Genomic DNA, 12,020 nt, shown 5'->3' with positions numbered 1-12,020 from the left:
ACCCCCCCCCCCCCCACCTCCCCCCCCCCCCCCCCCCCCCCCCCCCCCCCCCCCCCCCCCCCCCCCCCCCCCCCCCCCCCCCGCCCCTCGGCGTGGGGACCCGGGCCACCGCCGAGGTGACATCGGCCGTGAACGGACATGCTCCGGGGGGCCGGTGACGGTTCGGCCGGGGCGGCCCGACGCGGGTGGGCAGATGTATGTGCGCTGGTGCCACGTGGTCGGTGAAGCAGTCGCGGGCCGGCGCGGTCACCGAGGCGCGAACCCTGGCGCGACCTCCAGCGCGACAGCCGGGCGCGGCAGCGCCCGGACCGCGGTGCCGGTCGGAAAATCCTTGAGCCTGCCGCCGAACTGACGGTACCCCGGCCTCGGGGAACATCGGTACAGCGGTTGGCGCTGAAAACGATCAGGCTCAGGGGGTGAGTGCGCTGACCCGGTTCTCGTACTCGCGGCGGGCCTTGCGCTGGGGCCGGGATCACGGCGGTCCCCGAGGCGCCGTCGAGGGGCCGACAGATGTTGAGGAGTCGGCGGTGGACTGCGGGCGCGGCGGTGACGCGCAGGGTGTAGCCCTGGCCTCGCCGTACGGTCACCCCCTGGTCGAGCACGGCCCGGCATTCGGGGAGTATCCGAACGGCCGTTGACGGCCCGGTAGTCCTACCTCGGACACCAGCCGCAAGGTGGCCAGTGGGGAGCTTTCACATCACCAGTCAGCCCGTCCTTCGCCCCGGCACCCCGACGGACATCGCTGCCGGATCGACCATGCAGACGCGATGACCGAGATCCATGAGTGGACTGTGTCCCTGGCCCCCGAACACCACCGCGTCAATGTCAGCTCCGGCCCTGCCGGAGCTGACACACTTCCGCTATGTCGAATCCCCAGGTCTTCTTCGAGGTCTCCGCCAACGGCAACCCGCTCGGCCGCATCACCTTCAAGCTGTTCGCTGACGTCGTTCCCACGACGGCTGAGAACTTCCGCGCGCTGTGCACGGGTGAGAAGGGCTTCGGCTACGCGGGAAGTACCTTCCACCGAGTGATCCCGCAGTTCATGCTCCAGGGCGGGGACTTCACCAACAACAACGGCACCGGCGGCAAGAGCATCTACGGCGAGACGTTCGACGACGAGAACTTCAAGCTGAAGCACGACAGGCCGGGCATGCTGTCGATGGCCAACTCGGGGCCGAACACGAACGGCTCTCAGTTCTTCATCACCACAGCGGTGACACCTTGGCTGGACGGCAAGCACGTCGTGTTCGGGGAAGTCACCAGCGGCATGGACGTCGTCAAGAGGATCGAGTCGTTCGGCTCTCAGACCGGCAAGACCTCACAGAAAGTCGTCATCGACACGTGCGGAGAGCTGTGATCCCTCGATCGGTCGTTGGTGGGGCCTGACCCAGATACGGCAGAGACCCGCCAGGTGATGATTTTGGTTACCGGTCGAGGTTGCTGACGCGGTTCGCGTACTCGCGGCGGGCCTTGCGCTGTGCCGGGATCGCCGCGGTGCTGTCGAGGGGCTGACAGCGGTCGACGAGCTGGCGGTGTACGGCGGGTACGGCGCTGACGCGCAGGGTGTAGCCCTGGCCGCGCCGTACGGTCACCCCTTGGTCGAGCGTGGCTCGCTCGGCGGGCTCCAGGCCGGCGGTGCGGAGGAAGTCGGCGACCTTGCCGGGCATGTCGAGGGTGACCGGAAGCTCCGGGGCCGGGGCTTCCTGCTCGGTGGTGGTGTGGTCGGGCATGAGGTCGGCGACGGCGGTGCGGATGGCGCCGCGGCTGACCTCGTGGTCGCGGGCGAGGGCGGCGATGGAGCGGCCCTCCAGGTATGCGGTGCGCACGGCGTCGGCCTTGTTGGCCGGGACGGCGGGGCGGCGTCCGCCCTTGTTGCCCTTGGCCTCGGCGGCGCGCAGTCCGTCGTAGGTCAGTTCGCGCTGGAGGTCGCGTTGGAGTTCGCCGGCGGCGGCGAGGGTTTGCACCATGAACTTCACGGTGGATAGCAGCTCTCCGGTGCGCGGGTGGCGGGCGGTGAGGTCCATCGCGGAGAACGCGCCGTCGTGGATGCGCAGCGCGAGGCGGTCGCGGTGGAGGACATCGAGCACGTCGAGGATGTGGCCGGTGCCGCGTACGAGGCGGAACATCTCGGAGATGTGTACGGTGTCGCCCGGTCGCGCGTAGTCGAGGAGCGCGCGGAACTTCGGGCGCTGGAGGGGGTGGAGGCGGCTGGAGGTGCCGCCGTCCTCCTCGAAGACGACCGGGTCCTCGATCCCGGCCTCGTCCAGGACGAGGTTCTGCCGGGCGGTGGACTGCTGGTCGGTCGAGACCCGCTTGTAGACCAGGTTCGCCACCGAGGGGATCCTTCCATGCGGAGGATCGGACCCTATCTGTCGTCAAACCCTGTCAGCAATCACCATCGGATCTGATTGGATCGGTGCCGCCCCGGTGTCCGGGAATGTCCGGGTTCATTGGACGCGTCGGCCGTCTGTCGTCAAACGATCGTTTGCCGACAGGCGGAGCGAGGGGATGTACGGCCGCCCCTGGCCGAAAGATCCTCTAACGCATCGTAATCGAACAGATACAAACTGTTCTCTGGCGATCCGGTCCGGGTGTTTTCCCGAGGCAGCCGCCCGGGGCCCGGACCGGTGGAGACGAACAGCCGGAGGCAGTGATGGGTGACGGTGTGGGCGTGATGGAGGCCCGGGGCGAGCAGGAGCGGGCGCGGCGGCTGGGGCGGTGGCAGGCGCTGTTGTCGGGGGCGGGGCTGGCCGAGGCCGGGGTGCGGGCGGACCGGGTTGTCCGCGGGGGGCCGGTGAACGTGCTGACGGGGGTGTGGCTGCATGCGGCGGCCCGCTTCGAGCGGGGCCTGGCGCTGACCGAGTTCGAGCAGGCGCTGCTCGGCCCGTTGCAGGAGGTGCTGGGCGAGGACGAAGTGCGTGCCATCGGTGCCGCCTACGCCGGGCAGCGGGGGGCCGGTGCGGTGGCGATCGTGCCGCAGGCGGTGGTCACGCGTGCTCTGGAGGAGGGCTTCGACCGGGAGCAGTACCGGGCGGCGCTGCGTGAGGTGCTGCCGTTGATCGGCGCGATGCCGAACATCGCCTTGGTGGACGTGGCGGCTGTGGCCTCGGGCGAGGTGCACGACAGTCCGCAGTTCACCAAGGCGCTGGCCGAGTACGGCTACGGCGTCACCGGTTACTTCTCCCGGGCCGGCGGCGGGCAGGCCGCCCGGTCGAACACGTCCTTCCGGGCCCGTCTGGAATGGGTCCAGTTCCACTGCGAGTCGCCCGTGGGCGACCAGGGCGGCGGCAGGGACGAGATCTACTGGACGGCCGCGTCCAACTCCCTCGACTACAAGCACACCACCCGCACCGGCGAAACAGGAGCCGTCAGCGGGGGCAACACCTACCCCATCCCCGGTGACACCGCGACCGGCAGCAAGGCATTCTTCGACACCCACATGAGCGGCTGCGGCTCAACCGTGATCAGTCTGTGGGAGGCCGACCAGTCCAGCGCCGAGTGGTACACGGCACTGGGCAACGCCCTCCAGCAGATCGTCGACGACCTGGCGCTGCAGGACCTGTTCCTGAGCGTGATCCCCGGCATGGACCTGTACGGTCACCTCTACGCAGCCCTGGGCCTGCTCGCGACCATCTGGGAGGCCATGCGCAACAAGGACGACCTGGTGCTGACGCGCGGCTTCGCCTTCGGCCCCGCGTTCCTCAGTCCCCTCTACGAAACCAACGGCTATGTGCTGTGGGACTTCGACGCCTCCTCCGACGGCATGGGCAAGTTCACGCTCTATGCCCGCTACACGGGCGAGGAGCCCGCCCTGCCGGCCGGGGAAAGCAAGCTGCTCTCCACCCTGCCGATGCTCAGCGCGGCCGGCTTCGACGCCGATCTCGACGCCGTCTGCAACGTCCCCGGCAGCGCCAGCGAGATGTACCTCTTCAAGGGCGACCAGTACGTGCGCTACGACGGGATCGCAAACAAGATCACCGGCGGCCCCGTCTCCACCGTCAGTCACTGGCAGGCCCTGGATAACACCATCTTCGCCGACCGCGGGATCACGGCGGCCTGCCAGGTGCCGGGCAGCTCCACGGACGTCTACCTGTTCTCCTACGAGGTGTACGCGCGCTACGACCTTTCCACCCACAAGCTGGACATCCGGCCATCGCTCGTCCTCTACGACTGGCCGGGGCTGGACGGAACCCGGTTCACGTACGACATCCAAGCTGCCTGCCCGGTCCCCGGCAGCTCCACGGACGTGTACCTCTTCTCGGGCGAGGAGTACGTCCGCTACAACCTGTCCACCAAGAAGATCACCGCCGGCCCCCAGCGCATCAGCGAAAACTGGCCAGACGTAGCGGGCACCGACTTCTCCTTCACACTGGACGGCGTCTGCATCGCCCCCAACAGCCCCCAGGCCTTCATCATGTTCAAGGACGACCACTACCTCCAGCACTGGTCCTGACCCCGCACCGTGATCGCCGCGCCACGCCGTAACGCCACGCCGTAACGCCACGGCGCAGCGCCCCATGCGGTCACCGGACATGCCGCCTCCTCGTACGAGGCAGACGCGCAGCCAAGACGGGCACCGGCCGGCCCACGCGCCGGCACGGTGGCCGCGTGGGCCAAGGCCGTCTGTCCGGTGGCTGATGGCCGGGAGTGAACGGTGGGCATCAAGGTACGGCAAGCCCTTGGCGCTCTCCCCGCTGCCCTGCGCCCGCCCGCACGCAATCCGCCGGGCAGGCGCAGGGCGCCACAAGACGGCCGACCCCTAAAGGACGATGCCGAAGAGGTAGCGGGTGTTGCCGTTCTCGCCGCCCTGGTACCGGCGGCCGATGAGGATCTGGTCCTCGGGGGCCTGCACGACGTGGTCGTACTCGGGTACCTCGGCCGTCCACTTGCCGCGGATGACCTCCAGCCTGTTGCCCTCGGGGTCGCGCAGGACGCCGTAGCAGTACCGGGTGCTGCCGTTCTCGTCGCCCTTGTGCTCGCGGCCGACGATGACCGTGCCGTCCGGGGCGACGAACTCCTCGCCGGACGACTCCCTGTGAGGAGCGCTCCACTTCAGATCGGTGACGGTGCACGCCCTGCGGTCCTGCTGCACCGACGCGTACGAGTACCAGGTGCGCCCGTTCTTGTCGCCGTCGTGCGCGCGGCCGACGACGACCATGTTGTCGGGGGCCTGGAACGTGCTGTCCGACTCCCTGTACGCCTCGCTGGTCTGGATGTCCACCGTCGTGATACCGGTGGCGGTCTCCACGCTGCTCACAGTCGCTCCCTCATCCCATCCAGCCACAGTGCCTATCGCCACGGCTTCATCGAATGGATCATCGGCACGCGGCAGCCGCAGCGGACGACGGGCGCGGGGACTCCACCCGATCAGGCGAACCGTCGTGGCCGGCAGGGCGTCCCGTGCGGCGCTCACCCCTCGCCGGTCTCGTCCTCGTCCAGCTCCGGCGCTTCCGGATCACGCAGCGGGCGCAGGACGCCTGCAGCCGGAACGCTGGCGGTGAAGCTGTAGCGGCCCAGCAGGTTGAGGTTGCGGTGCTTGAGCGGGGACAGCCGGGCGACGTCCTCCTCGCGGATCTCGTGGCCCTCGGCACGAAGCTGGGCGACCGCGGCATCGATGTAGCGGGTCGTCCAGAGCACGATGGCGTTGAGGACCAGGCCGAGCGCACCGAGCTGGTCCTCCATGCCGTCGCGGTACGCCTGGTGGATGGTGCCGCGCTTGCCGTGACACACGTCGCGGGCGAGCTTGTGGCGGGACTCCTGCACGGTGAGCTGCCGGTTCATCTGCCGGCGGTAGGTGTCGTCAACCGGGTCGACCACCCGCAGCAGGTGCTCGGTCTTGGCGATCCGCCCGTACTCCGCGAACGCCGCCCCCAGCGGGGTGGGGCGCCCCTCGCGCCCAAACATGCGCAGCAAGTCGTAGGCGCGGACCTGGTTGGTGACCAGGGAACCGGCAACCTTCAGCATGTCCGGCCAGTGCGTGATCACCTTGTTCAGGTTCACACGGTTGCGGGCCAGGTCCTCCAACGCGCCGTAGGTGCCGGTCTCGACGCCGGGCATTGTGGCCCGCCAGAACCGCTGGTCGTCCAGGTCACGGAACCTGGGGCTGAAGTTGTAGCCGAGGATCTTGAACAGGCCGAACACCATGTCGGAGTACGAGGCGTTGTCGGTAGCCACCACCTCCGGCTTGATGCCGCCGTCCAGATTCAGCAGCGCGTCCAGGATGTGCAGGGAGTCGCGCGGGGTCCCGGGCACGACCATCTGCCCGATGCCCACGACCTGGTCGTTGACGGCGTTGAGCCAGGTGATGCCCCGCTTGAAGCCGAAGTACTTCGGTGACGGCGCCGCGCTCACGGTGCGGACGGGAACGACGAACCGCAGTCCGTCCACCGAGGCGAGCAGGCCCTGGCCCCAGAACTTCACGATGGGCACGGCGGCCTGGGCGGCGATCAGCCGTGCGTTCGCCGCGGCGATGGTGTCGGCCCGCAGGTAGTACTGGTCGACGTGCACGAGCCGGGCCCGGGTCAGCGCCTCATGGCCAGGGTTCACCACCGGGGCCAGGCCGATGTTGCACGCCTCCGACACCAGCAGCGCGACCACCGAGGTGGACAGGTCCTTCATCCGGGTCGTGCCGTCCCCGAGGTGCACGAACGCGTCGAGGAACCCGGTCCAGGCGTTCACCTCGAACAAAAGGTCCGGCAGGTCGATCTTCGGGAGCATCTTCTCGACCCGCTTACGCAGCCAGGTCAGGGACTTCGGCTCGCCGAGCGCGCCGAGCTTGTCAACGTTCAGCTTCACCCGCCCGTCGTCCTGCACCTCGATGGAGACCTTCGCCGCCGGCCCCGTCTCCTCCAGCCGTTCAGCGAGCTGCTTCCACCCGGCGTCCAGGCCCCGCACCAGCTCCGCCAGGTGCTCGGTCACGGGCATGTGCAGGCTCAGGGCCGCCAGGACGTCCTCCTCGACCGCGTCCCAGTCCGGGCCGTCCAACAGGCGGGCCCGCGGGTTGGACCAGCGGTGCGACGGGGCAGCGAAGACGTCGCGGTTGTTCAGGGCCCGGTGCAGCTGCTCCAGCACGCACACCACGTACGCGTCCCGGTCCACCGCGCCCTGCGGCAGATCGAGGTTGGCGTACACCGCCTTGCGCCACGCCGGCGGCACGAGCTTGTCGTCCACCTCGCGCGGCAGCAGCGGCTTGACCCCCGTCTTCCGCCGGGCCAGCGCCGGCAGGCCGCGCACCCCGGCCAGGACGCGTTTCCCGGCGCTCGCCGCGTCCAGCGCCTTCGACTCGCCCAGCAACGACAGGAACGGGCGCACCGTCGCATACCGGTTCGCCAGCGCGGCCCGCATGGCAACCTCGGCCGAGTTCTCGTCCTCCGGCACCAGGGTCACCACGGTGGCCGCCGCGCTCATCACGGCCGCGCGCGGGGCCACTTCCTCCACGGCCACCCAGAGCGCGGCCACGTCCAGGTCCGCCTCCTGCTCCTCGACCAGCTCCAACTCCTCGAACAGCACCTTCGCCGCCCGCGCGAGCACCCGCGACGCCTTCTCCAGCTGCGGCAGCGTCGACAGCCGCTCCTTCTCCGTCTTCCGCTTCGCCGAGTTCAGAAGCCGGGTGGCCATCAGGACCTGGAACAGATCCAGGGCCTCGTCGATCGCCTTCGCCTCCAGGTGCCGCATCACCGCGGTGAGCATCGCCGTGCGCTTCGGCTCCGCCGCCCGCTCCAGCAGCGGCGCCTTCGACCCCAGTGCGTACCTGGCCAGCGCCGCCATGCGGTTCGGCGGGATCTGCGACAGCCTCAGCCGCCCGAGCCGGTACGCCCCGATCTCGTCCACCCGCTCCAGTGCGCGGGCGAACGCCGTGCCCGTCGTCCGCGTCGGCGGCCGGCGCAGCCGCTCCAGCTCCGAGAACCGCGAGCCCTCCGGCGTCTTCAGCGTCGCCACCAGATCCCCGGGCAGCGCCGGGTCCGCGCGGCGGGCGGCGCCCGCGACGGTGGCGTGCAGCCGCTTATCCGCGACCTTCCGCACCTCCGACACCTGTCGGGCCAGCACCGAGACGCCCGGCAGCAGTACGCGATTGCGGCGCAGCCAGCCCACCGCGTGGTCGAACAGCGCCTTCGGGCCCTCGGCGTGCGTCCAGGCCCGGCCGTGGAGGAAGGTGCGGAACCGCCGGGACCACTCCGCATCGTCGTACTCGTGGTACTCGTAGGTGTCCCGGATCTCCCACGCGTGCTCGTACGCCGTCTTCGGCCGCTCGGTGTACCGCTTCACCACCGACGAGTCCTCGATACCGAGCTGCGCAGCCAGGTGCTCGACCACCGGCCACGGCGCATCCAGCGGATCGTCCGGGAGGAACCGGCCGATGTAGCGCACCGTGCACATCTGGAGCGCGAAGCCGAGCTGGTGGTGCGCGGAGCGCCGCCGGGCGATCAGATCGCGGTCGACGTCGTCCAGGAAGAAGAACCGCTCCAGCTCGGGGCGGGTCGGCTCCTCGGCGAACTTTCCGTACGCCTCGGCCTGCTCATCAGTCAGAAACCGCACCGGCACGAGCGGACCGTAGCCAGCCGCAGCGCCCGTCCGACGATCTTTCCGCGAACCCCAGCAGGGCCCCCAGCCAGTGTGCTAGCTGACCATGATCGTTCTCAGCGCCAACCGCTGTACCGATGTTCCCCGAGGCCGTACCTCAGGAACCGTTGAAGTAGAAAACGGAGGCCACGACAACCAGTTCCTCGGGCCAGTCGATGTCGATTCGGATGTGCACGGTGTTGTCGTCCTTGGGTACCACATTGTAGACCTTCAGGGCCGCCGCCCCCATGAACGGCTTGCGGTCGCCGTTCGGGTCGATTTCCGCCAGGGAGACGTAGACCCGGGAGTCGGAAGTGACGAAGCGCAGGGGCAGGATCTGGTCAATGATTCCCTGACCCGCCAAAGCGAATCTGTCGGCTCCTTGGTCAGGCCCCGCAGAGACGTCGTCTCCCAGGCGTACAACTCCATTGGGCCACTTTCCCTTATCGGATGTACCGTTCTGGTCGCTCATGGGCACTGCCTTTCATTCAATGATTCCAGGTGGGGTGGCGGCGCGGGAGATGATCGTACGAAACCTTCGGCAGGCTCCACTCCCACCACTCCGCCGTTTCATTCAGGTGGCTCAATCCCGTGATTCGCATGGCAGTGAGGTTCCCCCTGACGGGGCCGGCCCTGCGTTCACCGCCGCTGCACGACTACCGGCGACCTTCAGCCGTGACAGGAGCCGCTTGACCCGCGGCGGCCGAAAAGCGTCCCGCGGCTCCCTCGGCCGCCCGGAGGCCGGCTTCGGATACCCGGCCCACGGGCGGCTCGCCCGGCGCGATGACCCGCTACGGCCGTGGCGCCGCCGCCGGCCGGACGGCGATCGCGGCCCCGGTGACGCGTACCCGCGGATCGCCGGCCCGCAAGCCAACAGCGACGGGCGGCCCATGTCGTGGCCCTGGTGCAAGGTGAGCCGCGCGTCGGCCGGGACGAGGCCATCCCAGCGCCCGCACCCGCGGATCTGACCCCACAGGAACCGGCGCAGCTCGGTCGTTGCGGTACTCACGGTGGTGCCCCTCTCGGTGTCGAGTGGTGCGCGCCCGGCCCGGGTTGGGCCAGGCGGTGGTGCCGGTGCACCGCGCACTCGGAGGGGTCTGGTCCCGGGGGGGTGCGCGGGGGTCTCAGGGGGCCATGACGGCCTGGGACACGACGCCCGTGAGGCGGTCCAGGCGCTCGTACAGGGCGCGTACGAGCCGGGCGTGGCCCTGGGCGCAGCGCGCGGTGCCCTCCAGCGGGAGGGACAGGCGCTGGTCGGTTCCTCCAGGACGACGTCGGCGAGGACGCGGGCGGCGTGGTCGTCGGGCAGCAGGCCTGCGGCTCGTCGGACGTCGGCGGCCACGGCACGAGCGGCGCCGCTGAGCAGCAGGGCGGTCTGGTTGAGGTCCGCAGGTGGCAGGCTGGGGTCGCTGGTCCACCCGAGCACGGTTTTGACCAGAGCCTTGTGGAGCTGCCGGTCGAGGGGGACTTCCGCATCGAGGCGCCCCTCGGGGTCGTGGAGGGCCAGGTGCGTGCTGCTCATCGGGGCCTCGTCGGGTCAAGTCGTCGCGGGCGGCACGGTCTCGTTCGTCGGATGTCGACCGCATTCCGCGGGCGGGATGCGGTAGGACTGACCGTGAGTACGGGTTTCGGTGCGCAGGGCGACCGGGGAGCAGGCCGGTATGGGCAGGCCCAGACGAACATCAGCGGGCATGGTGAGCGGGTTCGTGCTGCGCCTGGTCCGCGAGTCGATCCCGTGCACGCAGGCCGTCCTGGCGGAGGCCCTGGGCGTGGACGTGGAGACGCTTCAGGGCTGGGAGTCGGGGCGGCGTCCGCTGGCGAACATGCGGGCCGGGGCGCTGTGGGAGCTCCGGCGGCGGCTGCCGGCGCTCGGTGCGGATGTGGTGCTGGTGCCGTGGCTGGACGCGGCGATGGACGCGGACCGGATCATCGCGGCCGGACTGGAGGATGAGGCCGGCGGGCCGCACCCGCTGGCCGGATGGGTGCACACCCGGGACACCGCGCACATGCTGGCCTGGGCGCTGAACGGCACCATCCCGCCGGCGCTCGCCGGGCGGCTGCCCCGGCCCCGGCGCGGTCCGGTCGCCGTCGCGCCGCAGCTGGCGGCCGCGGACCGGGCGGTGTTCTTCGACCATCTGCGGGGCACGACCGAGGCGGCGGCCCGGCAGGGCGAGGGCGGGGTGCTGCTGCACCGCCAGGCGCTCTACCTCGCCTCCTACGACCAGGGGTCGGACGCGGCCGCGTGGACCGCACACACCCTCCACCGGCGCCGTGACGTGCTGGCCCGGCGGGGCTGTCGCCCCACTGGGCGGAGGCCCGCTCCACCGCCACCGCGCTCGCCCGCCTCGGTGACCCGCAGCCGCTGCTGGACTTCATCGACCGCGCCCTGGCCGACGACGACACCGCGGAAGCCGCGAACCTGAACTACTGGGCGCTGTGGCTGGGGGCCCTGCCGCTGCCGCAACCGGACGACACTTTCATGCGGGACCGGGACCTGTCGGGCTGGGATCCGGTGACCCTGCTGCGGGGCCTGGCCCGCGGGCTGCACCTGGCGCCCGGCTAGGTCGACCTGTACGCGCACTCGCTGTGGGCGCTGCTGACCGCGTTCCCGTGGCTGCCGCACGCGGCCGGGCAGCTGGCCGGGCCGCTGCGCGAGCAGGCCGGCCAACTCCTGGACGGGGCGGCCGTCTCGGCGAGATCGCGGCGCGAACTCGCCCATGTCCACTACGTTTTCGATCACAACCGCTGACACCGGAGGACCGCATGGCCGACGAGACCCACAAGGGCACCGCGAGCTTCATCTCCGAGATGGGCGTGCTCAAGCGCGTCGCACGGACCGGCTGGTGGTTCACCGGCAACAAGGCCCCCGAATCGGTGGCGGAGCACTCCTTCCGCGTCGGGGTGATCGGCTCGGTACTCGCCATGATGGAAGGCGTCGACCCGGCCCGGGTCGCGCTGCTGTGCCTGTTCCACGACAGCCAGGAGACCCGGATCGGGGACATCCCGCACATCGGCCGGAAGTACCTCAAGGCCGCCCCCAACCAGGCGGTGACCGCCGACCAGGTCTCCAACGCCCACCCGGCCGTACGCACCGGAGTGCAGAGCGCCGTCGACGAGTACGAGGCCGGCGAAACCCCGGAGGCGATCGTCGCCCGCGATGCCGACAAGCTCGAATGCCTGGTCCAGGCGGTCGAATACCGGGAACAGGGCTACAGCCTCACCCAGAACTGGATCGACACCAGCCTCGCCTCGCTCAAGACACCCTCCGCGAAAGCCCTCGCCGACGCCGCGCTGAGCATGGACTCCCTGCAGTGGCAGCAGAACTTCCTGCCCTGACCGCCACCATCCCCGGCGAGGCCACCGGCCGCGGGGGGGGGGGGGGGGGGGGGGGGGGGGGGGGGGGGGGGGGGGGGGGGGGGGGGGGGGGGGGGGGGGGGGGGGGGGGGGGGGGGGGGGGGGGG

The 12,020-nt window shown here is 70.4% G+C and carries 8 protein-coding genes; 4 read left to right on the top strand and 4 right to left on the bottom strand.

What is annotated here, in order from left to right; genetic code table 11:
* Positions 1 to 862: 862 nt before the first annotated feature.
* Positions 863 to 1,357, top strand: a complete 495-nt coding sequence (locus tag ACZ4W9_RS38140) for a peptidylprolyl isomerase (RefSeq protein WP_467943822.1) — start codon at positions 863 to 865, stop codon at positions 1,355 to 1,357.
* A gap of 67 nt (positions 1,358 to 1,424) precedes the next feature.
* On the opposite strand, the gene ACZ4W9_RS38135 is transcribed toward ACZ4W9_RS38140, so the two are convergent.
* Positions 1,425 to 2,333, bottom strand: coding sequence for a recombinase family protein (locus ACZ4W9_RS38135; protein ID WP_467943821.1), 909 nt, complete (start codon positions 2,331 to 2,333; stop codon positions 1,425 to 1,427).
* 320 nt (positions 2,334 to 2,653) lie between these two features.
* Here ACZ4W9_RS38135 and ACZ4W9_RS38130 point away from each other — a divergent pair, with 320 nt between their 5' ends.
* Positions 2,654 to 4,453 (top strand): hypothetical protein, encoded by a 1,800-nt coding sequence (locus ACZ4W9_RS38130; RefSeq protein ID WP_467943820.1) that lies wholly within the window; start codon positions 2,654 to 2,656, stop codon positions 4,451 to 4,453.
* Positions 4,454 to 4,759: 306 nt separating this feature from the next.
* Here the strand turns inward: ACZ4W9_RS38130 and ACZ4W9_RS38125 are convergent, their stop codons facing one another.
* From ACZ4W9_RS38125 to ACZ4W9_RS38115, 3 genes are all read right to left on the bottom strand, one after another.
* A complete protein-coding gene (locus ACZ4W9_RS38125; RefSeq protein WP_467943819.1) occupies positions 4,760 to 5,257 on the bottom strand; it encodes a hypothetical protein in 498 nt (165 codons plus the stop codon).
* Positions 5,258 to 5,409: 152 nt separating this feature from the next.
* The gene (locus ACZ4W9_RS38120) at positions 5,410 to 8,541 is read right to left on the bottom strand and encodes a Tn3 family transposase (protein ID WP_467943818.1); all 3,132 of its coding nucleotides are present in this window, start codon (positions 8,539 to 8,541) and stop codon (positions 5,410 to 5,412) included.
* A 136-nt stretch (positions 8,542 to 8,677) separates the two neighbouring features.
* Positions 8,678 to 9,031: a hypothetical protein gene (locus tag ACZ4W9_RS38115; RefSeq protein ID WP_467943817.1), complete on the bottom strand. Its 354-nt coding sequence runs from the start codon at positions 9,029 to 9,031 to the stop codon at positions 8,678 to 8,680.
* A 1,219-nt stretch (positions 9,032 to 10,250) separates the two neighbouring features.
* Between ACZ4W9_RS38115 and ACZ4W9_RS38110 the strand changes: the two genes are divergently transcribed.
* Together ACZ4W9_RS38110 and ACZ4W9_RS38105 are read left to right on the top strand one after the other, a co-directional pair.
* On the top strand, positions 10,251 to 10,982 hold the full coding sequence (locus tag ACZ4W9_RS38110) for a helix-turn-helix domain-containing protein (RefSeq protein WP_467943816.1): 732 nt from the start codon (positions 10,251 to 10,253) through the stop codon (positions 10,980 to 10,982).
* A gap of 340 nt (positions 10,983 to 11,322) precedes the next feature.
* A complete protein-coding gene (locus ACZ4W9_RS38105; protein WP_467943815.1) occupies positions 11,323 to 11,895 on the top strand; it encodes an HD domain-containing protein in 573 nt (190 codons plus the stop codon).
* Positions 11,896 to 12,020 lie beyond the last annotated feature (125 nt).

It is taken from the genome of Streptomyces sp. NPDC029296 (genome assembly GCF_055569255.1).
Note: the sequence above shows the minus strand (reverse complement) of the source record. Positions and strands in the feature narration are given on the sequence as shown.